The organism is Deltaproteobacteria bacterium HGW-Deltaproteobacteria-6 (assembly GCA_002840435.1).
GTDB lineage: Bacteria > Desulfobacterota > Syntrophia > Syntrophales > Smithellaceae > UBA8904.
In genome coordinates this window covers 65,667-90,806 of record PHAT01000003.1, presented here as the reverse complement: position 1 = coordinate 90,806, position 25,140 = coordinate 65,667, and the positions used below count along the sequence as shown (strand labels likewise).

General features: G+C 46.2%; 15 protein-coding genes. 11 read left to right on the top strand and 4 right to left on the bottom strand.

The genetic code is table 11. From position 1 onward, the window contains the following. The first annotated feature begins 10 nt into the window (after nucleotides 1-10). Entirely contained in the window at nucleotides 11-2,392 is a 2,382-nt protein-coding gene (locus tag CVU71_07250) for a hypothetical protein (protein ID PKN19298.1), read from the top strand. Between the two features lie 269 nt (nucleotides 2,393-2,661). On the opposite strand, the gene CVU71_07245 is transcribed toward CVU71_07250, so the two are convergent. Continuing rightward, nucleotides 2,662-2,868, bottom strand: a complete 207-nt coding sequence (locus tag CVU71_07245; protein ID PKN19297.1) for a hypothetical protein — start codon at nucleotides 2,866-2,868, stop codon at nucleotides 2,662-2,664. A gap of 762 nt (nucleotides 2,869-3,630) precedes the next feature. Between CVU71_07245 and CVU71_07240 the strand changes: the two genes are divergently transcribed. The 10 genes from CVU71_07240 (at nucleotide 3,631) to CVU71_07195 (ending at nucleotide 17,461) form a co-directional block, all read left to right on the top strand. Further along, complete coding sequence (locus CVU71_07240; GenBank protein PKN19296.1) at nucleotides 3,631-4,815, top strand: methionine adenosyltransferase; 1,185 nt, start codon at nucleotides 3,631-3,633, stop codon at nucleotides 4,813-4,815. A gap of 95 nt (nucleotides 4,816-4,910) precedes the next feature. Further along, nucleotides 4,911-6,386, top strand: a complete 1,476-nt coding sequence (locus CVU71_07235) for a hypothetical protein (protein ID PKN19295.1) — start codon at nucleotides 4,911-4,913, stop codon at nucleotides 6,384-6,386. Then, on the top strand, nucleotides 6,383-6,880 hold the full coding sequence (locus CVU71_07230; GenBank protein PKN19294.1) for a hypothetical protein: 498 nt from the start codon (nucleotides 6,383-6,385) through the stop codon (nucleotides 6,878-6,880). The genes CVU71_07235 and CVU71_07230 overlap by 4 nt, the downstream gene beginning before the upstream one ends. Then, nucleotides 6,867-8,180, top strand: coding sequence for a hypothetical protein (locus CVU71_07225; GenBank protein ID PKN19293.1), 1,314 nt, complete (start codon nucleotides 6,867-6,869; stop codon nucleotides 8,178-8,180). The genes CVU71_07230 and CVU71_07225 overlap by 14 nt, the downstream gene beginning before the upstream one ends. Continuing rightward, on the top strand, nucleotides 8,177-9,256 hold the full coding sequence (locus CVU71_07220) for a hypothetical protein (GenBank protein ID PKN19292.1): 1,080 nt from the start codon (nucleotides 8,177-8,179) through the stop codon (nucleotides 9,254-9,256). Before CVU71_07225 ends, CVU71_07220 begins: the two co-directional genes overlap by 4 nt. A gap of 454 nt (nucleotides 9,257-9,710) precedes the next feature. Further along, on the top strand, nucleotides 9,711-9,986 hold the full coding sequence (locus CVU71_07215) for a hypothetical protein (GenBank protein PKN19291.1): 276 nt from the start codon (nucleotides 9,711-9,713) through the stop codon (nucleotides 9,984-9,986). A gap of 12 nt (nucleotides 9,987-9,998) precedes the next feature. Further along, nucleotides 9,999-10,472, top strand: coding sequence for a hypothetical protein (locus CVU71_07210; GenBank protein ID PKN19290.1), 474 nt, complete (start codon nucleotides 9,999-10,001; stop codon nucleotides 10,470-10,472). A gap of 14 nt (nucleotides 10,473-10,486) precedes the next feature. Further along, the gene (locus CVU71_07205; protein ID PKN19289.1) at nucleotides 10,487-11,260 is read left to right on the top strand and encodes a hypothetical protein; all 774 of its coding nucleotides are present in this window, start codon (nucleotides 10,487-10,489) and stop codon (nucleotides 11,258-11,260) included. A 289-nt stretch (nucleotides 11,261-11,549) separates the two neighbouring features. Next, nucleotides 11,550-14,282, top strand: coding sequence for a hypothetical protein (locus tag CVU71_07200; protein ID PKN19288.1), 2,733 nt, complete (start codon nucleotides 11,550-11,552; stop codon nucleotides 14,280-14,282). Continuing rightward, nucleotides 14,234-17,461, top strand: coding sequence for a DNA helicase UvrD (locus CVU71_07195; protein PKN19287.1), 3,228 nt, complete (start codon nucleotides 14,234-14,236; stop codon nucleotides 17,459-17,461). Before CVU71_07200 ends, CVU71_07195 begins: the two co-directional genes overlap by 49 nt. Before the next feature lie 38 nt (nucleotides 17,462-17,499). Here the strand turns inward: CVU71_07195 and CVU71_07190 are convergent, their stop codons facing one another. Genes CVU71_07190 through CVU71_07180 form a run of 3 tightly spaced genes read right to left on the bottom strand, consistent with a single transcriptional unit; the run spans nucleotide 17,500 to nucleotide 25,103 of the window. Further along, a complete protein-coding gene (locus CVU71_07190; GenBank protein PKN19286.1) occupies nucleotides 17,500-21,777 on the bottom strand; it encodes a hypothetical protein in 4,278 nt (1,425 codons plus the stop codon). Beyond that, complete coding sequence (locus tag CVU71_07185) at nucleotides 21,752-23,806, bottom strand: hypothetical protein (protein ID PKN19285.1); 2,055 nt, start codon at nucleotides 23,804-23,806, stop codon at nucleotides 21,752-21,754. The genes CVU71_07190 and CVU71_07185 overlap by 26 nt, the downstream gene beginning before the upstream one ends. Beyond that, nucleotides 23,799-25,103, bottom strand: a complete 1,305-nt coding sequence (locus tag CVU71_07180) for a hypothetical protein (GenBank protein ID PKN19284.1) — start codon at nucleotides 25,101-25,103, stop codon at nucleotides 23,799-23,801. The genes CVU71_07185 and CVU71_07180 overlap by 8 nt, the downstream gene beginning before the upstream one ends. Nucleotides 25,104-25,140: the final 37 nt, after the last annotated feature.

Genomic DNA, 25,140 nt, shown 5'->3' with positions numbered 1-25,140 from the left:
GTGATGAGCCATGCCTGAAGTATTAAAGATAGAAACAGACGTCTGGGACCTGTCGGTTTGGACAAAAGACATTAAAAAGCCTTGTATTCTTCTGGCCAAAACTATGCGCTCCAGGGGGAAGCAGCTCCCCTGCAGTGCTGTCTACTTTTGTCCGCCACTGAAAATAAAAGATATTGCGCCAGGGCCGATAGTCGCAATCCCAGAACCGGCAACGGGGTTCACTATTCCTGCTCCTGTCTTTTTTGAAAACCGTCTGTATGAGTTTGATTTCCGGATAAAAGGCGATGTTGCTGCATTGGCCCCAAAAGTCGAACACTGGCGGAACGATGTTCAGGACGTTTTCCATCTAGCCGGTCAAAGTCTGCGCGGGAGTATCAACTTTGGCAATGACATCGGCTGGTTCCGCCTTGGCATCAGCTTCAATAACGGAACAACACGGATTAAACAGAATATGTCTTTTGAGGTTCTGCCGACCAAAATGGATATGGCCGGAGACTTCGATCAAATAAATAGAGATATTGACTCGGCTTATCCTCTCTGGCGCTTTTCATTTGCTGGAAAGACCGAGCAGGAACAGGGGGCATCGCGCAAAGCTTTTGAACATTTCCCCCTGCTCTGGCTTGCCCTCTTCAGAAGCCTGAGAACGGAACTCGAGGATGCGGTAAAACTGATCTGCCGTTCACCTCATGCCAGGTTGCTGCCGCAGGAAAGATATCTGCGTCCCGACTGTCTAAAAGGGCGGCTGACGCCGCGACTTGAAGAACGTGTGCGTGAACAGTGCCGCAACGGTGATCAAAATATTCGTCACAAGGTGGAGAGCCGCCGTCTGTCAGTAGATACGCCGGAAAACCGCTTCGTAAAAATGGTTCTGACCCGCTGTACGCGGAATTTGTCAAACTTTGTCAACAGAGCCCGTCAGCATGACCGCGCACCGGAGCAAAGCAGGTTAAGTCAGACATTTTATGATGAGTTGGACAGTTGGCAGAAGCCTTTAGAACAGCGTCTGTCTGAACCGCTGTTCCATGAATTGGGCAGTTTTGAAGGGATGGCGCAGGAGTCGCTGGTTCTTCATCAACGTACCGGCTATGCCAGGGTATACACTATCTGGCAGCAACTCAAATTATACCTTGAACTGTTCGGCCGTCATTCGTCTGTCTCAATGAAGTCTTTAGCAGACCTCTACGAAGTCTGGTGCCTGCTTGAAATCCGAAAGATGCTGATCGGTATTAAGGATCAAGCAGGAAAAGTGATCTACCCTGGGTTGGGTTTTGAAGAAAAGGAAATCCGCAAGGCGTCATTGAAAATGAAAGGTCTGGAAAAAGATCTGATTGACGGAATGGGTACGGCTTTCCGTTTTGAACGGCGCGATGGACTCAGAATCAGACTGGCCCATGAACCTCCTTTCAGGGTATCTGATAATTTCGATGTCCGTGGAATCTTTTCCTGGACAACACCTCAGAAGCCGGACATTCTGATGGAGGCCACCTTCCGCGGCGGCGAACGCATCCGATGGATTTTTGATGCAAAGTACAGGATATCGGCGGAAGAGAATGGTGACGACCAGATTCCCGATGATGCCATAAACCAGATGCACCGCTACCGCGACGCTTTAATCAACCTTGAAAAGGCAGACGACGGAATCAATGAAAAAAGCCGCCCGATTGTGGGTGCGTTCGTTCTGTATCCGGGATTCTTTAATAGTGAAGAAGGTCATAATCCTTATCAGAAGGGCATCGAAACAGTCGGGATCGGTGGATTTCCTTTGCTGCCTGGTCGCGAGAACCGTTGGCTGAAGGTATTTCTGAAGAATAAATTTGGTGACCTGTCGGATGAAAAGTCAACAGACAGAGCATTGGAACCTGACGAGCATCTTCTACATGATTCGGTGAGAATACCACCGTCCGGATTGTCACTAAGCCGATATGAAGACCTAACATTGGTCGCTTCCCTGGGTAATGTGGCTAAAAGAGATAAACAGTATATTGACAGGTACCTTAGTGGTAATGCCGGCTGGTATCATGTGCCTGTGAGTACAGCTGATAAGAGGATATCCCGTACAGTTATGAGGGAGTTGCGCTACTGTGCGATTGCCGTTCATCACCACGGGGAAACTGAGAGAAAGATCGAATACCTTTATGACGTTATCTCGGTTCATTTACTGCCGCGCTGCAAACTGAGCGTTGAACAGGCCGGCAGTGTAAAACCGGATAATAAAAGTGATTACTGGCTGCTGAAACTGGGTGCCGCGCGGAATTTGCAGACGCCGGTCAAAACAGGTGGAATCCGTAGTTTTCGTATCCGTCTTACCCTGGCCGAAGATCTTTTTGCTGCAAAAAAGTGGGAAGATATCTCGGAGCACTATCAGCACATCATCAGTGAAAAGCAATATTAACTAATCATTGAGAAACAGTGTTGTTTATTAAGGAACGTGTTTTCGCTTCCTGCTGAGATTCATATAGGAAAAATGTTCTGTATTCACTTCAAAGAATTGTTTTTAGCTGACATTCTCTCACTATGCTGATAATTGAAATTGTCATTTTTCCCCAAAGTGCCTATTCCGCTGATTTCGCCATGTGATTCCGAAAGAATCCTCCATACAGTTCCGAGGGATGTTGCCCCCCCTTGGGTCGGAACGAAGCGACGCTGGTTTTTAGTTGTTTTTCATAATTTATCCTTCGATCTCAAGTCGGCATATTTTTTCTGCAGAGATCCTCCTTTCAAATTTTTTTTGTGTGCATTGTGTAGCAAGTGGTCCAGGATAGCATCAGCTACCGTCGGGTCACTGATCTGTTTATACCTATGTTCTATGGGCAGCTGACGGGTAACAATAGTCGAACCATAACCGTGCCGTTCTTCGATAACCTCCAGAAGATCTCGTCATTCCAGATCGGTCACGGGAGCAAGTCCCAAGTCGTCAATCACAAGCATATGGGCCTTGGACAGTTGAGATATCGTTTTTCCGTAGCTACCGTCACCCTGGCCAGCGCCATTTGGTAAGAGAACTTCGGGGTGCAGATGTAAAGAATGCGATAACCTTCGCGACAGGCTTGTTTGCCAGGGTGCTGGAATAAGCGACCACATTATTCTTTCATCAGAAATTGTTGTGTTTGAAAATATGTTTTGACAAAATCTGAAATAGGCGTAAAATAATAATCAAGCGGTGAGTTAAGCGCCAAATTGCTCCGCTCTATAAATGTGCTAAAGCGACGGGCGGTGAGTTAATGGTAACTTGCAGACCGCCTACCAAACTGCTAAAGCGCCGGTTGAAGTAACCCTGCGCTGATCTTAGCACAGGGTTTTTTGTTTTTTAGGCATATAGGAGGATGGTAATCCAGTCGAACAATAAATAAACAAGCGGCGATTTATCCCAGTTACTTGCTCCGCTATAAAAATGTGCTTAAAGACCGGAAAAATGAATAATCCTATTCTTAGCCCGTGCCTCCAAAGCACGGGTTTTTTATATTGCGGGGAGTTTGTTGGAGAAATGGAGACTAGAAATGAAGGACGATTTCTTACAGTCGCACGAGCAGCATATGAACCAACGAATTGGTATTAGCAGTTCCTTTCGCATGGAAAGGAAAGAATTTACGGAAACTTTTATAACAATCGGATATTGGAAAGGAAAATCAAATGAGCAAATTGAAGACAAGGCACATTTACACATCGGAATCAGTTTCGGAAGGCCATCCGGACAAGGTATGCGACCAGATCTCTGACGCAATTCTGGATGCGTGCCTTGAGCAGGATCCGGTGGCGCATGTCGGATGCGAGACAGCTGTCGGTCCCAATCTTGTGGTCAACCTTGGAGAAATCACCTGCAACAAGTGGGACAAGATCAATACGCAGGCGATTGCTCGCAAGGTTGTGGAGGACATCGGTTACGATGATCCCTCCGAAGGATTCAGCCACGATACGTTCAACTACCTTTGTGCCATCCACGGCCAGTCGGAGGATATAAACAGGGGTGTTGACCGTGGGGCCGCTGAGGATCAGGGGGCGGGCGATCAAGGCATGATGTTTGGTTACGCATCAAATGCCACATTGCGGTTCATGCCCGCCCCGATCGTGTTTGCGCACAACCTGCTGGAAGAACTGACCCGTCTCCGCAGGGAGAAAGTTATCGGATACCTCCGACCCGACTCCAAGGCCCAGGTCAGCGTACTGCACGATAACGGGAAACCAGTCGAAATCACGACAGTCGTAATTTCCCATCAGACTCGCGATGTCCCGCCGGACAGGATTGAAAAGGATCTGAATGCGGTTGCGCATGAAGTGCTTGGCAAAACAGGATTGCTGACCAACCGGACTGAATTCTTTATCAACCCGACCGGTAAGTTTGTGATCGGCGGTCCCTCCGGTGATTCGGGTGTCACGGGCCGCAAGATCATCGTGGATTCGTATGGTGGCGTGGGATCGCATGGCGGAGGCGCTTTTTCCGGCAAAGACCCGTCAAAGGTGGATCGTTCCGCCGCTTATTACGCCCGTTATGCCGCCAAGAACATTGTTGCCGCGAAGCTGGCTGACAAATGCGAAATCCAGATCGCCTACGCGATAGGTGTTGCCAAACCTCTTAGCATCAATGTCAGCACCTTTGGCACGGGGATAATTGATGAGGATAAAATCGCCCGGATCCTGGCGTTTGGCAAAATCTTCGACTTCCGCCCGGCAATGATGATCAATGATCTGGGACTGACCGTGCCTAAAGGCTGGAACTACCGCAAGAGCTGCAACTACGGCCACTTCGGGCGTGAAGGCTTCCCCTGGGAAAAGACTGACCGTGTGGCTGCTCTGCGGGAAGCTGCAGGATTGAAGTAAGAAAGGGCAATGAAAACGATGGGACGACGATTCGGACCAAAACCGTATCTGATAATGTGCTGTTAAGGACGATAAACTCAAAAAGAGGTGTAACAATGAGAGCTATTTGCAACTTTAAAGACCAGGGATTTTTGAAACGGCTAGGCGTCTATGGTTTTGAACCACTGGAAAAAATCATCCTCGCCGCGCTCATCACTATGGACCCCCTGCTCCTCATCGGTAAAAGCGGGACAGGAAAAACATTCCTTCTGAACAGCATCAGCGAGGCGCTCGGACTGGTTCACCGCCATTACAATGCCAGCCTGATTTCCTTCGACGATCTGGTCGGGTTCCCGTACCCGGATGAAAACAAAACGTCCATCCGTTACATGGAGACCCCGGCCACCGTCTGGGGGGCGGAATCGGTGCTGGTGGACGAAATCAGCCGGTGCAAACCCGAGCACCAGAACCGGCTGTTCTCATTGGTGTACGAGCGCCGCATCCAGGGCATCCCTCTGGAGATCCTGCGTTACCGCTGGGCGGCGATGAACCCGTGCGGTATGGATGGCGATTCCGACGGCGATTATCTCGGGTCGGAACCCCTGGACCAGGCGCTGGCCGACCGCTTTGGCCTGATCGTCCAGGTGGCGGACTGGCAGGACCTAAACAAAGAAGACCAGCTTCTGGTTGCCAATCCCGCTGGGGACGGGGAACTTTCGGACGATGCCGGTGTCCTGAAGGGATGGCTGGAGTCAACACAGAAGCGATTTTTTCAGCTTGTCGAGGAGTGTCGGCCTGTCATCAAGGCCGCCGTGAAGGGTGAAACTCCCCATAACGGGATACCCATACGCCATCAGTGTATGCTGGAATATGTCATTGCGGCCATGAAGGGCCTTTTGAACGCCGGAATCCGCGTCTCCCCCCGGCGTGCCCGGATGATCAGCCGCAGCCTTATTGCCGGATATATTCTCGACGGCGAGCAGGCGAAGCAGGAGACCTACCGCCAGATTCTGGAATGTAGCATCCCTTTTGCGGCATGGGGGGCATCAGTGGATCAGAACAAAATACATGCGGTTCACCGCCTTGCCTGGGATGCGGCTTTTGACAAGGGTGACAAGGCGTGGATACACAAATTTCATCTGGAGACTGATCCGGCGAAGCAAATTGAAATGCTGTTCCGGAATGCTCCATCAAAGGATGCCGCCAGTATGGCAGTCTGTGAGATGCTGGCTTCGCAGAAACACGGTGATAAACCGGCTATTATGGCGCTTGCCCTTTATCCCGCGGCAGCCATGGGCAAAACGCCCATCGGTTCGGATGCCGTCAATGAACTCGGCAGGATAGCGCAGGAGATTCTGGAAGTGGATGGAACCGTCACCTGGCAGGTTCCCAACACGGCTTCCCCGGCGCATCATCCCGAGTACACCCGCTACGGGAAAGTCATTGCCGATCTGAAAGGTGCCCGCCAGGAACGGGCGCAGCAGTTCTTCTTCTGGTCAATTATCAAGGGGATCGTATACAAAGATCCGGTTAAAGTTGAGCAAGTGTTGAACGAGTGCATAAAAACCGTCAAGCGCGAGGCAAAACTTTGATTACAGAAGATTATCGCAATTGCGGCTTGACGCGGAATCCGGCGATTGTACCCTGGCTGTGCAACATGGGAAGCCCCATGACGCGGCGTGAGAGCGAGAGAATCATCGGGTCCCTTCTGGGAGAACACGGCCGAGGTGGCGGTGCCAAACTGTCCAATGTCATGACGGTCGGCCTTAAGTTTGAAGCCGGTTCTGATCCAGTCACGGCGACATACGAAATACTGCAACGCGCCGGATTATACAGCCCCGAAGATCTGCGGTGTTATACTTCCGTGCCGGAAGGGCCGATGATCTGCGTCCTGTCGGACAAGGTTATTCCGACGGCGCCTGACAAACGGCGGGAAAAAGACTTTCTATTCCTCACATCCGCATTGATACTGGGACTCTGCACGGCGACATTTTATGACCCCGCGCGCCCCGTGATATGGACACAGACGAGCCTCACACGAAAGATACGGCTATTTTCCCCGGGAGGATTCTATGCATCTGCGTGAAGAAAATTTCCGCGCCATTCTTTATGAACTGATTGACGAAAACCCGTTTGCCGTCAGGCCGCTCCTCAAAATTATGGACATCAACTTTACGGAGTCCGTTAAAACACTGGCCGTGACCTGTGAAGCACGCCCTGTTCTCAAGGTCAACCTGTCATTCGTGAATAAGCACTGCCGGACTGATCGCCATGTCAAAGCGCTCATCTGCCACGAATTCCTGCATGTGCTCCTGCACCACACCGAGCACCACAGACTGGTCACGCCGCTGCACAATCTCGCATTCGACGCCGTCATCAACGCCATCATCCACCGCACCATGGGCTGGGACTATAGTTCAATGATGTCCAGATACTATGCCAAGGGGAAATTTCCACTCTGCCTTTTGTGCCCGCCGGAAAAGAATGAGATAATAATAGATAATACACAGAAAAGTCTGTGGGATGGTTTGTACCAGGGCAGCCTCATTGCTGATGACATTCTCGATGTGGTGAAGGATCTTTCTAAAACCACAGAGAAATTTGGCGGCATTACTCTTGATGACATGCTGGGGAACCACTTCGGTTACCCTGTTGAAATTGATGAGATGATTAGTGAGGTGCTCAATGACTGCCTGCGCCAGATGAACGGCCACGGAATCTGGCGCAATCCGGGTTTAAGAGGAGTAGGCATGGAGGCGTACCCGGGCGGCTTAGTCGCTGAGGAGTGCGGGGAACTGCAAAACTGGATGTGCAAGACCATGACCGTGCTACGCACATGTCTGGTTCCCGACAAAAAAAACAGACTGCATGAAGATGTCCCGCTTGATTACCGGCTACCTCTTATGAACGAGCATGACAAACGGGCTTATCTCCGGGGGATGTGGTCCCCCTTTATCCCGGACGCAACCTGGGATACCAGTGTGAAAAAACCAATCGGCGCGGCGAATATTTATCTGGACGTCAGCGGTTCCATGAAATGCGAATTGCCACACCTGATTGCCCTGCTTGTTAGGCTCCGCGCATACATCTGGATGCCGTTCTGGGCATTCAGCGATATTGTTGCCAGGGCATTCATCAATAAGGGGCAACTGGTATCTGAAACAACGGGAGGAACATCCATAAACTGCGTGCTGGAGCACATCATCAGGACCAGGCCAAGGTCGGCGGTGATTGTGACCGACGGTTACATCGAACAGGTTGACATGAAACTGCTGTCCGGAGCCCGAGCCACTAAAATCCACGCCATTGTTTCGAGAAACGGGGATCCTTCAAAACTGTCAAGAGCTGGAATACCATACACTCAACTGGAGGGGCTGCCATTATGATCAGAGTATCGGAAATAGTTTTTCCGGGACACCCGGACAAAGTGTGCGACATTATCACAGACGCCATTGTCGCCGAGGCGTCACTCGTCGATCCAGATGCATATGTACAGGTAGAGGCGGGAATCTGGTGCGACACAATCTGGCTGAGTGGTTCGGTTGCCGCTTCCGTCCCACTTGAGCGGCAGATAGATGACATTGTTCGTGATGCATTGCGCAATATCGGACTGCGCGGTGGTAACACGGTCGCGGCAGATGATTACACCATCAGCTGCAACGTGGGGGTTACCTGCGAAGACCCCCGCGAGTGGACTAGGCACGTGAACGACCAGGCTGTAGTCATCGGCTGGGCAGGATACGACGCAAAGATCAGGTTCCTTCCGCCGGAGCATTTCCTGATCCATGCGCTTCGTGAAGGGATAGTGAAATCATTAAAAGAGGGTGACCTGAAGGGAAAAGGGCCGGACGGCAAATTGCTGGTACGTGTTCGTGAGGAAGGAAACCTCTGGCACCTGGAGCATATAATTGCGACGATGCAGCAGCGGAAATCAACTTCCTTTATAGATTTCTGCGGCACGCTGCATTCCGAAATCGATCGGATTTATATGCGGCTGCAGGAGGATGATCACCGCTGGGTGACACCTGTCGATGATATTGAAGTCATGATTAATCCCAACGGACCATTTATCGAGGGATGCAGCCTTGGGGACAATGGGCAGACCGGCAGGAAACTGGTTATGGATTTTTATGGTCCAAGAGTTCCGATCGGTGGAGGCGCCCTGAGCGGCAAACATCTGTCGCACATTGACCGGGTCGGTGCCTATGTCACCCGTCAGGCAGCTGTTGAGGCGGTGTGCAGCGGCGCAAGGGAGTGTAAAATCACGGCAGTCTATGCCCCCAATGTGGATGCCCCCCTGGAGGTTATCTACGAGATGGATGGACGTGGATCCCGTCTGCCGAATGACTGGTTTCAACATAAAAGCATCATGGCGCGTTTCGATGGCCTTGTAATACCACCGGAAATCGGAGAGGGAACACACTTCTGGAATACAGAGTATGTCTGGAACAGTAGATTATGAATACCGGGGACTACAGTGGTCAACAATATGTCTGCAAACTCCTTTCCGGTGTCGATAAAATTAAAAACAGATGTGTCGCAATGTGGGAAAGGACTGAAGATGAAAACAGGCGATCTGGATAAAATAATAGGAGGAGAAAATGAAAGACGAAGTTACGAAGGCGCGGGATAAATTTATGGTGGACGTGCAGAAGTTGGGCTTTCCTGTCAATATCCGGGGAGGAGGCGACGATACAGAGGCAACAGGATGGGGCTGACTGGCTTTCAACATGCTCTTCTTCCCCCCCCCCCCATCTTTATCCTCCTAGCTAAATCGTTACGTAATATGGAACGATATTATATTATAGTTTCATCAAACAAGAGAAATGCCTTTACACATTTCCCCTGATTAAAAAGGCATTAAATGAATTAATTTTATGCAGATGTTTATTTAATGCACATACAAGGAACTAATTATGACCTGTGAAAATTGTCTTAACCTAAAGGTAAAAATATTTACATACGAAGAATTGAAGAAGAAATGGAATGAAATCTATTCGCCTGATTCTATGACGGAAGGTTATGAAAAAAGACTCACGAGAGAGTCGTTTAAGCAAAATACACCTCTTGAAAAAACGCGGCTCAAATTTATTTATTGCTCCAAAGGTATGCTGAATCGGTTTTACATTATTCGCGGTCACTCAATTATAAAGACGAAACCAGGAATGCATGGTTGTCAATTTTATTTATAATGGAAGAAATATATGAAAAGTCGCAGAGATTTTTTAAAGAATATAGTTTTCACGGCTGGCATTGGTTTGGGAGTACCCAATTTAGCAGTAGCTGGTTACGAAAAGATAAATCCTGATAACGCCGGTAGTCTAAGACGGAATGATATACCGACAATGTCAATCTCAACCATAATTGAGATTCTTCATGTTGATCGATGTTATGATACTGGGGAAATATTCGTTGATTGCCTTGCAATGGATGGTTGTATGGACGTATTTGAATTAACATTTTTAACTGGTTTTACTGAAAAGGCATCTGAATATTTAGAGATTGGGTCACTTTATAAATTCTATGGAAAGTATATATCATTGTCTGCTGACATTGTGATGGTCTATCATGTTGAGCTGGAATCTTTTCAACCGACAGATTTATTCAAAGATGAAGCCGGTGTCAGAAAGCGTTTTGAAGAATACAAATCAAAAAAAGACAATATACTCCCCTTTTGAAGGTTCGATAATATATGAAAGAAATTGATTTCATTTTTAGCGATGATGTTGTGAAGCAGGTTGGCAGAACTATGAACTATGAAGACTGTGAGGTTGTCCGCATTTTCTGGCCTATATATTACCTCTATCGCATGTATCGTCTTCTCAGTTTAATATTGGATAAAAAGCATACTCCGGAGGAATACGACAAGATGGGAATGTTTCATCTCGAAATCGAAGCTGACCTGTCATCCTACCACCTTATCTATGCTATAATGTTCAATAAGATAAAAACGGCTGAGAGAATTCTAAACAAGACAGAAATTGAATTGGATCGTGATCTGTCCAAAACGGCAGTGGCATGGAGATTAGATAAGGGAAACTGGCGGCAAATATACAACTATACTTTCTTGAATGTGGCGGCAATATTAGGCAGAAAGGAAATATTTAAATTACTTATTGCTAAAGGGTGTGATCCGGGCAAGTTAGTCAGATTATCGGGAATGAATTCCGCACCCATTTCACTGTCGGTAAATGAGTGTTTAATTATGAATGAAATGTATCACTGGTATAAGACAGGAATGAAAAATAAACTAAAAGCACAACAAGTTAATGCTCTGATCGATGTCATCGCTCTTGCAAGCCAGAAGAACCCTATTATTGTTTCTGATGAACGACTGGCAGACCCAATAATAAGAGTCGCTCTGTATTGGTATGGTTTAAAGGAGATGGTGGAAGATCGTGAATTACTGAAGCGTCTAATTCCTCTGAACCCATTGGCCATGAAGGAAAATCTCGACATTGCATAAATACTTAATTTTCATATATGTAGAATGCGGCTACCTTCCTGACAGAAACAAATCATCAAGCGTTGCAAAGATGGAAGATTTCGAAAAGTTGATAAAAAAGCAATTTTCACTTTAAATAAACGCGGAGCCGCTATTGCCAGACCAGTGCTTAGTTACTTGACAAGCTCGATGTGGTGTTCTATTTGTAAAAAAGGTTTCACACTTTTACTTCACCTTTTAGATTTTGCGATCGTTGTGCGCGAATTTAAATATGTAAGCCAATTAATAATCAATTGCCGGAGATGGAAATATGAGAATCATTTTTGGTTATGATTTTGATTCAGGGTGTTATCCTGATGCACTTGAAGGCGAAAAGGCATCACTAGGGATTACAGTCGCTGGTCCGCTACAGTTGATCAATATTCTTGAAACTAGGTTGGGTTTAAGAGTAGAGCAAAAACATGGCGCTGTGCGCATTGCGCAGTATCTAAATGTCCTGCATCAGATTGATGACGGCAAATGCTTCTATTCCGCCTCCTTCAAGGCAGATGCCTGGTCAACGGCAAAGCAGCTGCTTGATCTGCGCGATGATCTCGTAATTGGCGGATGGAATGGCTATCCTTTCAAAGTCCCGGGCAAACGGCTTACCGACCTTACAACGGCAGAGGCAATTTTCGGAAAATCAGAACATTGTCGTGGCATTGGTGAACGATTGCAGAAGGTGTTTGATGAGCTTCGGCAAGGTCGGGCATGCGGTATTGCTGAGATCAACCACGCCGAAAATCTTGATGCACTGCCAGAATGGTGTCAGAACCTTTTTTTACAACTTCGGAACCGTGGTGTAGAGTTCAGGCCGATAAATCCGTTGTCTTCGAAGAGTACAACTGATTTATCGCTCTTGCAGCAGACAATGACTGTTGGGAGGCCCACAGATTCGGTATCCTTTAAAGGCGACGGAAGCATCTGCATGATAAAAGCCGCTACTGATTGGGAGTCAGCGGACGCACTTGCCTCATGGCTTGAAATGCAGGAAAAGTTATTTCCGGAAATTCTTCTTGTGGCCGGTGCAACGGGAGCGTTTCTCGATGACCGGCTTCATGAATATGGGCTCCCCGGCCTTGGCAGTCAATCTCGCTCACGTTGGCGGGCAGCTTTGCAGGTTCTTCCTCTTGTGCTTTCAAATTTGTGGTCACCTTTTGATCCAGCGCGGTTGCTTGAGCTTTTGACACTCCCTAAGTCTCCTGTTTCAAGATATTATGGCAATTATTTTATAAACGCATTGTGCGAGCATCCGGGGCTTGACGGTCCTGAATGGAAAAAGGCCTGGGAAAAAGCACGGGAAGTATTTCGCGATAATAAATATGGCACAAATAAAACAGAAGATGAATTTTGTGCGGATCTTCGATTCTGGCTCGGTGAAAAGCGCAGCCGCCCTGAAGAAGGGATGCCTGCACATTTCATACAGCAGGTATGCTCGCGTGTTACTGACTGGGCCATTAGCCGGGGCGGCAATGATGATGATAAGCTTTTGATTGAATCTGCTAGCCTTGCTAACGCCGTTGCGGACGCCATAAGTGTAACAGGCATGGATAAGATTCCGCGGCCGCAGCTTGAACGCATCCTTGATGCCGTGATTGGACAAGGACTGGAGCATCCCGAATCTTACACTCAGGCGGCATCATGGTCGTGCGTAAACATGCCTGGACAAATCTGGGGTGCTGCCGATACAGTTGTGTGGTGGAACTTTACAAACCCAGGTATTGCCTCGAAACATCAGTTCTGGACCAAAGATGAAATAAAATCATTAAATGCATCAGGTATCGTTCTGGAAAGCCCCGGTCGGAATCGTATGCGTGAGGCCTGCGGGTGGCAAAGACCGGTTCTGTTTGCAAGAAAACGACTCATTTTATTATTTAGTGAAACAACCGCTGTAAATAATGGCGGACTGCATCCGCTCTGGGATGAAATAAGGCACCTGCTTCGCATTGAGCAGACCGACGAGCAAAAGCTGATTGTCGATGCATCCTCTTTGTGGCAGGAGAACAAACCGCTTCTTGCAGGCGTGCAAGTAAAGCGGAAGCGGCAGGCGGTTGTCCATCTGCCACCTCCACGACGTGAATGGCCAATCATGAAAAAAGAACTTGTACTTCCCGACAGTCATTCGGTGAGCAGTATGGAAACACTTATTTCTTGCCCGTTGTCATGGGCTTTCTCGCATATCATAAAGCTTTCTGGCGGAAGTATTGCCTCCCTGCCTGATTTGAAACAGATCATCGGCACACTGTGCCATCGGATTGCAGCAAATATTTTTACAGAAAAGAAGAAGTGGGGTCCGGAAGCCGCCGCGCAAAGGTCTCTCATCCTCTTCGACGAATACGTACCGCAAATGGCCGCAATCCTTCTGCACCCTGGTTATGAACTGTATCTTCAACGATATCGAATAACAACGGAAAGAGCAGTTAAGTCTCTGGTAGAAATATTGAATGAGGCCATGCTTTCAGTCATGGAGACGGAAGCCTCCCGTGAAAAGAGGATGCCCGGCGTTGCTCAGCTCAAAGGTAAGCTCGACATGATTCTGCTGGACACTAAAGGCGATGCCCCTTTCATGGACCTTAAGTGGTCGGGCAGCTCAAAATACCGGCGTGGAGAAATGGAGCAGGGCTTATCACTGCAACTTGCTGCGTATTCGTGGCTGCTGTCGGGCGATAAGATCAATTATCCACCGGGTGGCTATTATATGCTTGCCCAGCAGGAACTGCTTTTTACCTCGTGTAAAACGATTCCCCCAGAGCATATTGCCAGTGATGTAAACCTTAAGGATGTATGGGATAATGTTTTCTCCGCTTTTAAGGAGCGGATAGCTCAGCTTCAAAACGGTCATGCTATTGCGGAAGGTATTGCCGAAGTGCCAGCCACAGAACCATCTGATATAAACGGCGCATTAGATTCCGAACAGAAAGAAATCGTTGCAGCAGCATTTCCTCTTGAGCCAAAATGCAACTTTTGTGCATTCGGCAATCTTTGTGGCAACGGGAGGCAATAATGGGAAAAAAAGAGCTGGAACTTATCAGTGCAAGTGCCGGTTCGGGCAAGACTTACACGTTGACCGATAGGCTCGCAGAAGCCATAGAAAATGATGGCGTGCGGCCTGAAGCAGTGCTTGCAACCACTTTCACCAATAAAGCAGCCGCGGAGCTCACGGAACGGGTGCGCCTGAAGTTACTTAATCAGGGGCTGTCCAATGATGCCCAACGAATTCTAGACGGGTATATCGGAACTGTTAACTCCGTGTGCGGAAGCATTCTGCGTGATTTTGCTTTTGAAGCTGGTCTGCCGCCCGTGCAGACCGTGATGCCCGATGGTGAAGATCAGGCAATCTATAACAGGGCATTGGCGGACGTTATCGAGCGCTATGCCCCGGATATTGAACCGGCAGCTCAGCGTCTTACTGTCCCGGAGTGGCAATCGATTGTCAAAAAAATAAGCGATTCAGCCCGCACCAACAATATTGCGCCTGCACAGCTTAGTGGCTTTGCCATCCGCTCCTGGAGGGACTATCAAAAACTTTTGCCTGGACCTGCCCGAAGTGAAAAAGTTCTAAACGAACGTCTGACTGATTCCATCAAAAAAGCCATAAAAACCATTGATCTGATATCAGATACGACGAAAAGGACGGCGGAAGCATTTTCAACGATTAAGCAGCTCATGCAGATAAAGAAATCGGCGAATGATTTTACCTGGCTGGACTGGGCCAGGCTGTCAAAACTCGCTCCCGGCAAAAACAGTCAGGCGCATTTTGAACCGGTTGTAAAAGCAGCAGCGGCAGTACTGGAACACCCCGGTCTTCACAGGGATATTGAATCATTCATCAAAGGTATCTTTGTCTGTGCTGCCGATGGCATGCAGGCATTTGCCGACTTCAAAGCGCGATACGGGCTTATAGACTTTGTAGATCAGGAACGGCTGTGTCTTGATGTGCTCAGCCGTAAAGATGTACAGGAAAACCTCCGGGCGCGTCTTGACCTTGTTCTGGTCGATGAGTTTCAGGACACAAGCCCACTTCAGCTTGCCTTGTTTCTTGAGTTGATGGCGCTCGCAGGCAGGTCCATCTGGGTCGGGGATCAGAAACAGGCTATTTACGGATTTCGGGGAACTGATCCCTCGCTCATGGATGCTGTCGTCGAGGGACTGGTTAGAGAACCTGCTGTCCTCAAAGATTCCTATCGATCAAGACCTGAGCTTGTGGCTTTTACAAATGCTGTATTTTCAAAAGCCTTCGAGCCTGTGGGCATTTCTCCAAAATGCGTCGTGCTAAATGCTAAACGGCCCGACAAAAAAATATTTAATGCGGCACTGCATGCGTGGCGGCTTGTGGGAAAAAATCATGACCTGAGGGCACAGGCTCTAGCTCGGGGTATTGCAGAATTGCTTGCCGACGGAGCGGCCTTTCAGGTTGAAGATCCAGAAACAAAGACGATACGAAATATCAGGGCAGGGGATATCGCGATTCTTTGCCGTGTAAATGACCGCTGTGCGATGGTTGCCGACAAGTTGGAAGAGTCCGGTGTCAGGGCAGCAATTCCCAGAAGCGGCCTTTTGGCTACGCCGGAGGGCATCTATGGGCTTGCATGCCTCAGTTATCTTGTGGACCCCTCCAACACCATAGCGGTGGCTGAAATTATCCATCTTACCAGGGATGCCTCAGATCCCCTTGGGTGGTTTGAATACTTTCAGAACAAAAGCATAGATAGTAAGCCATGGCAAGGACATCCGGCCATTGATGCACTTGATGAAGCACGCCAAAAGCTCTTTAGCCTCACACCCATCGAGGCCATCGAACTTGCCCTTCACGTTGGCAAGGCACATGAGCAGGCTCTAGGCTGGGGTGACTGTGCAACCCGGCTTGCAAACCTTGAGGCCTTGCGTGGTCTAGCCGCGACTTACGAGGGTCACTGTCTCGTGCAACAGAATGCTGCAACGCCGTCCGGCCTCGTGCTTTTTCTAAATGGGCTTAAAAACGGCGATGATGCCCAGGCTATTGGCAGGGATAAGAACGCCGTGCAGGTATTGACCTATCACAGGGCGAAGGGCCTTGAATGGCCTTTGGTGATTCTTTATGACCTTGACGCAGGTGAAAGAGCCAATCCGTTTGATGTTTATGTCATTCCCTCCGATAAGGAGTTTGATGTTAATAGCCCGCTTGCGGGTCGTTGGATACGCTACTGGCCATGGCCTTTTGACAAACAGAAAAAAGATGTCGGGCTTGATGAGAGGACGGATAATTCTTCCGAGAAGAAACAGCTAAAACAACGGGAACGCAATGAGTCCGTCAGACTATTGTATGTGGGGATGACCCGTGCTCGTGACTATCTTATCTTCGCGACAAACGAAAAAGGTGATGCCGGATGGCTTGATTCACTTATTGATAATACAGGCCAAACGGTCATTTCGCGAGGACAAAAGTTGTCATCGGAAGATAATAAAGGCAAAAAAGAAGATGTTAATTTAAGAGACGGTATTGAGACTGTGCAGGTCGGTACTGATAAATTTAAGTTCAAAATGCATTTTGCAAGGCCAACCGAAATTACTGCCAAAAAGACAAAGGCGACAGTATTTTTACCAGATTCCAAAGACGGGAAAAAGCAGCATCTGCCAGCCCGCATCATACCCAGCAGTCAGGATGCATTCTCCAAAACGTCTTTTTCTATCGTGGAAACCATAAAGGTTAGTGAACACATGATATTCAGCGGTAACGTCGACTGGCAGATTCTGGGCAATGCTTTTCATAGCTTTTTCGCTGCGGACAGTAGCGATATGCCACAAGATAAACGATTTGCAATCGCAGTACGTTTGCTTGCGGACTGGAAAGTGAAACTCCTCAAGCCACAGGATTTTCTATCGGCTTCAGACCGGCTGCAGGTATTCATTAAGGACCGCTATGGAGAGAAGATCAAGATGTATCATGAGTGGCCCGTAAATATCAGGATCGATAATCAGAAAGCTTCAGGCTGGATTGATCTTCTGCTTGATACCCCAAAGGGTTACGTCATTTTCGATCATAAAATTTTTCATGAAAGTATGGAACAGGTGAAGGATAAGGTGCAGAATTTTGCCTCGCAGCTCAATCTATATCGTCGGGCAGTACATGAAGCAACAAACCGTGATGTTTTTGAAATTGTACTGAATTTGCCGGTTCATGGTGTATTTCTCGTGATCCAATAATTTATTTATATATACTATCATAAGAGGATATTTGATAATTACTGTTGATCAATAGTTTGCAGAGCTTCTGTGAAAATTTTTCTGCATTCTTCTTTCATGAAATTCGTTCCTTGCAGCTTTGCTAAAATCTTTTTCCACGCATTTAGGATACTGTTTCGTGAAATATCGAAAGCAGAAGGAGAATGATATATCACCATAGATCGGTCACGCTCATCTCGCCAGAAATAAAGGCTGTACGATTTGTTCTGTTCATCTGTGTAGTTTTGCCAATCTGTCTCATTATCAAGATCATTATGGGGCAAGTTATTCCATTCGGTAAGTTTCAATGTTGGCTTTGGCCCCATGCTATTCGAGCTGGCCACTAACTCCCATATAATGCGTGGCGCAGAAAAAACACCTGTATGACCATCCATATCATCCAACTGTAAAAATGCCTGTAAACAAAAACGTTCTGCTCCTTCGGTCCTCAGATGCAGAATCCCTTTATCCAATAATACTACAGGCAATATGGTCAGGCCTCTTTTATCGGGATTTTCGTCATTGTAAATTGCATTCAATATCTGCTTAAATGAATCTTGAAACCATGATTGTATCTCTGAAATAAGCAATCCATAATTTTTGACATCTTCTTGATTAGCTTTCATAATCAATTCATCCTTGTTAGAGAGTAATTCGCAGAGATCTTTTCTCAAGGCCGGAAATATGGGAAATGACATTGAGGATTTGTAACCCCAATTATCTGGATCGTCTGAAGCATAATACAGGTGCTGAAAACGATCTCCTGCTTTTCCAATGCGCTCGACCAAGTTGCCAAGAAATTTGTTTGACGCTTTCTTTTCCCCAGCAAATGCCAGTACAACAAACCAAATTATCCCCTGTTCTTTCAAAAAATAGCCCCATTTGCGATCTCGGTTTTGTTTAGCAATCCAGTATTCCCAATTACCGTTTTCACCATGATAAATATCTCTGTTTTCAACGAATACGGGTGTGCGTAAAAGCCAGAAGGTTCCTATCTGTTCCAGAAGAACAGTTTGCTTGCGTATTTTTTCATTCTCCTCTGCAAAAGGGTTATCGATTATGATCTCTCGAAACAGAGTGTTCCACTGATTAGAAAAAATGAAATCTTTGCCAGGAGTATTATTGCAATCTGTTCCCAACAAATTGTCTCCGGGTAGAAATGGTTCAACAATTGTTTCTGGTGGGGTCATTTCATTTATAATATATTCGAGTTCTTTAATAATTATTTCTTTACGAGATTCTTTTTTTATAGATGCACGCAAAATATTGGCATGAATTAGACTGGTTGCGGTTCTCCGTGTCACTAGAGCCTGTATCGTTGGAATGTAGTTTATATCTCCATTAAATATCGACTTGATTCTGTCTTTGAGTTTTGTCAGCTTTTCACTTATCTCCATATTTATAGAGATTTCATTGACAGAAGAATTTGGCTCAGGATCCCCGGGCACATCATTCGGATAAAATCTAAAATCATGGTTATTACCAATTACCAATTGAGTTTCATTTGGCGAAGAAGAATCTGAAATGCCGATATCATCAATAGAAATAAATCCCATATCCTCTTCGCGTTTGCCCAAATCCATGCGGTAATCGCTTTTGATCTTTTCACGAATCACCCGTTCCACCTGGTATTTATCCAGCGTACCATCAAGAAAAGGAAACTCCACTTGCAGTCGTGGCGCGGCAGAATTATTCGGGGAGAATTGCTCAATCATTCGACTTATCTGGCTTCCAAATCGGTCTATCCGCCCAATTCTCTGTTCCAGGTCGCCCGAAGTCCATGCCACGCCGTAGTGGCATATTTTGTCACAAAACAGGTGAAGATCGACTCCTTCCTTTAATACGTCAGTGCAGACAAGAACGTTTGGGTGGGTTGGAAACTTAAATTGTGGCACTGTATTCTGTTCCTGCAGGCGACCTGATCTCCCCATCACCGGTGACATTCTGGCAAATGTTCCGTCCATTTTATTATAAATGTCCTGCCAGTTACCGGCGTCATCTCCGCGCAGGCATTTGTCCACAATAAGATCAAAGTGATAAAACCAAAGGTAGAATTTTTCCTTCCAGTTATTCACGTAAGTTTCCAGATCAGAACTGAGCTCTTCCCGTCGGTTTTCCCCTAAAAACCAGAGAAGCTTATCCGGCAATGATTTTTCATCTCCTTCAGGAATTACCGTCTTAAAAAAACGATGCAGCACAAAAAGATCGACAAGAAAATCAGTCTGCCGCATGGACTGAAGAAGACAGCGTTTTAAAGTGGCTAATTTCCAATCGTCATGTTTTCCGGAAAAAAGCCAGGCGTACGCAGCTGCATTACCAGAGTAATCTTTGCCAAGGATAAAAAAAGCAAACCGTTTCCAGTATTCCTCTGCTTTTTCCCAATCGTCATTGTCACTGCTGGCATCTTTTTTTGTCAACAGAAAGCCGCGCAAAGGGTTTTTTGATAGAACCCTGTAATTTAACAAACTTGACTGAAATGATGTCAGCATTCCGTTTTTTTTGTTTTTGTCCTTGTAGCGTTTGAGTGATTCAAAGTAGTCCAATTTCCCTGCCCGTTCAAGTATGGAACCATCATCTAGAATGTGGACGTCTATATCTTCGTTGGGATAATCTTCTTCATCTTCTAGACTATCAGCCGGGGAATTTGCCCAAAAGTTGTCTTTATCCCATAAGGGTTTGCATTCCATGTTTTCCTGATTTGCCAGGAAAAATTGCCGCCAGGACTCCAGTCTTTTATCTACTTCTTTCTGAAATAATGATAGAATCAATGCAGTTAATTCATCAACAGTATCTAAGCGCCTTACAAAGACCAGTGTTTTATGGTTGATTGCGTGCCTGAGATTTTCCCTGAAAAGTTTGTCTGCTGCATCATTCAATTTTGCATGAGGCAGACAATATTCAGCCCCTTTCATTTCACCTGGCTCTTTGCTGGAAAACATCGATTTTTGAAAGCTGTCGTTTAAATTATCAATGAAAGAGCGGTCAGGACTTTCTTGCTGTTTTTCATCATCTGAGCGCAGGGCAGACTTCTCGAACTCTTTTTCTTCACACTTATTGCCATCATGATTTTTATATATTCGTTTTATCGAAGAGGACAAAGATTCAAATGAGGAACATTCACCCTGGCGGAAACGGTTGTTTCCTCCCGAAAGAGCATTAACCAAGTGTTTCTGGACAATAGCCATTGTCAGGGACAAAAATGGATCTGATGATGCGGTTATCTTAAGTTTTTCGTATTTTCGGTATTGCGTTTTCGAGTACTTAATTGTTTTGTCGTAATTCTGATAGGTACGCGGGCGGCGAACCAGAAAATCTTTAAGCAAATCAACGACATCCTTTTTTTCGTGCTTTCTACGGTAAGAAACACGCGTACACCGATTAGTGCAGTTCGGACATTTATCCTGATAATTCCCTTTTTCACTACAGAGATAAGCATCCAGACTCTGAATATCATCAGGGCCCGTATGGAGGGGTGTTGCGCTAAGAAAAAGCCACTTCTTTACGTGGGCTTGAAATACATGACGTATATTGATATTTTGTCGATTTCCCAGATGCCGAAGATATTGTGCTTCATCAAAGATAACTAGATCAATATCGCGGGCCTTAAGTAACCGCCCTACGCGTATTGAGTATGCTTCGTTGAGGTCGCTGGTCATTTCCTGCCGCCACTCAGTCTTTTTTTGGTCCTGGTACTTAGTGAAAATATTATTTTCATCTTCTGAAGGCCCTGCAATGCCAATTTGGCGCAGGCAGTCTTTATAAACCTCGAAGATATCGTCCGTTGTTTTGGCTTTTTTTGACTCGCCAAACCAAATCGGCCGACTAAAGGAAGAGTATCGAAGCAGATGGATTCTATTTTCATTGAGCAGAAGAGAAGCTGCAAAGTCCCGAAGGCGTTCATGCAAGTCCAAAACTTGCACTGCTTTTCCATCTAAGGCATTTTTTAAACGATTATCGAATGGTTTATAGCAAGTGCGGATAAAAGCGTCCCATTCGCTGGCCCATTGATTCTGCAATGTCCTTCTAGGGCATACAATTACAACGTGTGAATTGGGATCGCTGAGAAACTGTGTTGCGATTACCCCCATGGCCTGACGGGTTTTGCCCATTCCCACTTCGTCCGCAAGATAAGCGTATCCCTTCGTATTCAATAGGTGCCATAATGCAGCTACGCCTTCACTTTGCAAGCACGACTGAGAACTTCCTTCTAGAGAGATTTCATCCCTTCCATCAAAATTGATATAGGAACGAATCTGCCGGGGATTCAAATAATCAGGAATGACCTTGGTGGTATGCATATGTACCTCTTTTCAGTTCATCGTGAAACCACTTAAAAAAGGATTCTGTTTTTTCTGTTAAAGTTTTTTGCCCGAAGAATTCACTAAACGTCGCCGAGTTTTCTAAACTGCATTCAACGTCTTTCCTTAATTCCTTTATTTCCTGCGTAAGATTATTTTTTAACAAAATACTATTATCGCAGATCCGTTGTGGAATTAACTTTTCCAGGTATTCCATTGTCTCCAGAAGTTCAGTCAACTGAACATAGCGGCCGATTCTTGCTTCGCCGGATTCCACAGGTTGCAGGGTAATTGCACGATAGAGCATTGGAATTCCTTGCAGCGCTGAAGGTGAAAACGGGTCAAGACCATCCATATTTTGCTTGGCTTTACCGGTATAGTATCGCCTTAGTTTATACATGGCTTGAAAAAAGATGAAATAATCATAGATAGGTTCAAGAGCATCCTCGCCGTCTCCTGTCCCGCCCTGCCTATTGGCTGCGCGTTGTTCCACCTCGCGCTCAGATAAATCAGGGTCCAGCCCCAGAAGAAAATCAAGGATGGAATTCAGACGGGGCCGGGGGTTATAGCCAAGATCGTCATCCTCCGCATTGTATTGAGTAACAAGCCCATCAAAGCGGATTATTTTGTCTTTATGTTTTGGCAGGTAATGTACATAAAAGTTACGGACACGTTTTTGCCCTTGAAAAGGGATTTCAACACTTTGACCCAATGTGTTATCAGGCGTCAGTTCCACTCTTTTCCCTGCCACCTCCATGGCAATAGAATCGATCTGATCTGATTTGTGAATTTTAAGGTAACAGAGTATTTTATTCTTTTTCCAGTCACAAGCCACTTCTGCATCAAATGGAGGTAGTTGTGGTGCTCCCTCTTCATTTTCGTTATCTTCCACTTGCGCTATCTGTTCCTGGTTCATAACCTGGAACAATCCTACCCAAGCGTTATTGCCAAATATGTGGTACCGGAGCATGGCCTCTACGTTATTCAACGATCCAAATTCTTGCAGCATTGCTGCAGAAGTAAAATTAGCCGATCCAATGCACAAGGCTGTTTCTTCATCATTTTCCAAAATAAGCGCCTTGGCGTGAGTATAACGATCAGCACCGTCATTAAAACGCATAAAGGAATACTCAATGACGGATTTATCTCCTTCGGTAAGAGTATTCAATGGGAAGCTGTACTTTCCGTCGTGCCGCAGGGACGGGACAAAGGAGCACTTTCTTATCGGCAGCATTTTGACAAGTATTGGAACCTCCGCCCAAAAAGGAGATACAACTGTAGCATGTCTCCAATTCGATTTTCCGGCAAGTTTGGATATAAGCGAGTCCTTCTGCTTTTCGGTATCCGGGTTCAATTCAGCGGGTAATGCCAGGTGGAGATCGGGAAGATCTTCTGTTCTACTCGGAATAGCGTTTTCTTTAAGTGATGCAATTAACGCTTCAATTATCTTACGTGTTTCTCCTTCCTCGTTTAGAGATGTTGAAGCATTCCCAGTGGCATTGGCAACGAGTTGTATGCTTTCATCTGCCTTCTTTTTCAGCCATTGCAATAGATAGCCCAATTCATCTCTATGCTTTTCCGCAACCGGTGTAACCCCAACCACTTCACGATTTATTGCCCATCCCGACAGAGAAATATTGCCACTGCCAACAGATAGATACAGGCCATGCACACCAGAAAGAAGTTTTCCTGACATGAGGATAATCTTGGGGTGAAAGCGACCTTTTTCAAGACCAACAGGCAATAATCCATAACGGAAATCGCCCTTAGGTTCTGGATGAGCAGAGCGATCACATGCCACCAGGGTCTTAACTTGTGTCAGGCTTGCATTGAGTTCTTTGCGGACAATACCGCCGCCTTTCAGTTCATCTACGGAATTGCCAACTAGCAAAGGAAGCACATTTGATTCAAAAAAAGATGAAGAAAAATTGAAGGTGGTAAACAAAACATAGTCTGGCTTGCTATCTATAAATTTAGGCAACATCTCTTCAAGAGCATTGCGCATCAGATTATTGGGGGGATCAACCATTGGAACCTCCAAATAGTTGGTGATAGATCGTGCCGGCAGTCGAAAAGTAGTAATCATTACTCCAGGGCACACCACTATCCATGTGTTCAATGATCGCTTTCTTGTCTCGGTCCGCAGTTTCAGTAACAACCAAGATTTCGCCTTCTTCCAACACCAAGGGAGTTCGTTCTCGATCTGTCATGCATTTTTTATGGTGGTTTAGAAGATTGATCAGAAAAACGGAGAATGTTGCATTATTGAGCAGCGATTGAGCCAAAGCAACTAATTCTCTCATCCTGTCATTTTTTTCATCTAATGTTAGAAAAGCCTCTGCTCTTTTCCTGAGGGTATTATTCTGACCCTGTGCTCTCTGACTCAGTGTGTTTTCGAGATCTTGTATTTCTTGTGCCACTGTATCTATTTTGCTACCCTGTGAAGCAGCCATATAATCAAAGCAATCCTGTAATAACAGGACAAATGGTTCGCATTTTTGTATATGTTGTAATGATGAACATAACGAATGAGCTGTGTTTGTTTCATTATTGATACTGTTGTAAAGTTGATCAATTCGCCATTTAATCCATCCATCTGATGGTTCTGGTTCAGTCAGATTAGTCAATAAGGCAGCACATTCCCTGGCAAATGATATGTAGGGATGATCTTTGAAAATCTGCTGACGAAGAATTTCATTGATTTCCTCGTCCTGGAAGAATCGTTTCAAAGCATTATTTATTTTATTGTCCAGCAAAATATTATGAGGGTACAAAGGATCGCCTTTTATTTTAAGCGATGGCTCAAGATGATTAATTAATATTTGGGACAGGTCTGCCGTCCATATTTTGTTAAAAACCTTACTAATATGTTCCGGAACTACCCAGTCTGAGCTGAGCAGGCCCGCACGTCGGCATGTTCCTCGGTAATATTGATAGAGACCATTTACTGCAGTGCGTCCATCATCGTATGTAACACGAAAATTATTAGCGTCAGCAGCTAAAGCTCGGATCCCGTAACATAACTGCGGAACGCTGTTTTTAGGTGACTTATATAAAAAGTATTCCAGCACTCCTTCCATCAGGCGAAAGAAGGAACGAAAACTCGGCTTTTTTTCTGCATTGAAAAAATCCTTCAGGGGACAATCTGCCAGCCAGTGAATAAGCAGTATTGACTTGATACCACTTACTTGAGTCACCGGTGATGCAAGATATGGAACGAGCTCTCGTCCGAAAGCACTCCATACGGGTTGTAGGCCAAGAGGATCTCGTCCCCGACCCGAACGTATAAGTTCTGAATCAGGGTTTGTAAAGTATGGTAATTTCATTATTACCTTTTGCTCTCTTCTTTTGTTTGTTCAGTGA

Bases quoted from the DNA above. Each gene is read 5' to 3' on its own strand.
- CVU71_07250 (PKN19298.1), top strand. From the start codon at position 11: ATGCCTGAAGTATTAAAGATAGAAACAGACGTCTGGGACCTGTCGGTT.
- CVU71_07240 (PKN19296.1), top strand. From the start codon at position 3,631: ATGAGCAAATTGAAGACAAGGCACATTTACACATCGGAATCAGTTTCG.
- CVU71_07235 (PKN19295.1), top strand. From the start codon at position 4,911: ATGAGAGCTATTTGCAACTTTAAAGACCAGGGATTTTTGAAACGGCTA.
- CVU71_07225 (PKN19293.1), top strand. From the start codon at position 6,867: ATGCATCTGCGTGAAGAAAATTTCCGCGCCATTCTTTATGAACTGATT.
- CVU71_07220 (PKN19292.1), top strand. From the start codon at position 8,177: ATGATCAGAGTATCGGAAATAGTTTTTCCGGGACACCCGGACAAAGTG.
- CVU71_07215 (PKN19291.1), top strand. From the start codon at position 9,711: ATGACCTGTGAAAATTGTCTTAACCTAAAGGTAAAAATATTTACATAC.
- CVU71_07210 (PKN19290.1), top strand. From the start codon at position 9,999: ATGAAAAGTCGCAGAGATTTTTTAAAGAATATAGTTTTCACGGCTGGC.
- CVU71_07205 (PKN19289.1), top strand. From the start codon at position 10,487: ATGAAAGAAATTGATTTCATTTTTAGCGATGATGTTGTGAAGCAGGTT.
- CVU71_07200 (PKN19288.1), top strand. From the start codon at position 11,550: ATGAGAATCATTTTTGGTTATGATTTTGATTCAGGGTGTTATCCTGAT.
- CVU71_07195 (PKN19287.1), top strand. From the start codon at position 14,234: ATGCAACTTTTGTGCATTCGGCAATCTTTGTGGCAACGGGAGGCAATA.
- CVU71_07190 (PKN19286.1), bottom strand. From the start codon at position 21,777: ATGCATACCACCAAGGTCATTCCTGATTATTTGAATCCCCGGCAGATT.
- CVU71_07185 (PKN19285.1), bottom strand. From the start codon at position 23,806: ATGGTTGATCCCCCCAATAATCTGATGCGCAATGCTCTTGAAGAGATG.
- CVU71_07180 (PKN19284.1), bottom strand. From the start codon at position 25,103: ATGAAATTACCATACTTTACAAACCCTGATTCAGAACTTATACGTTCG.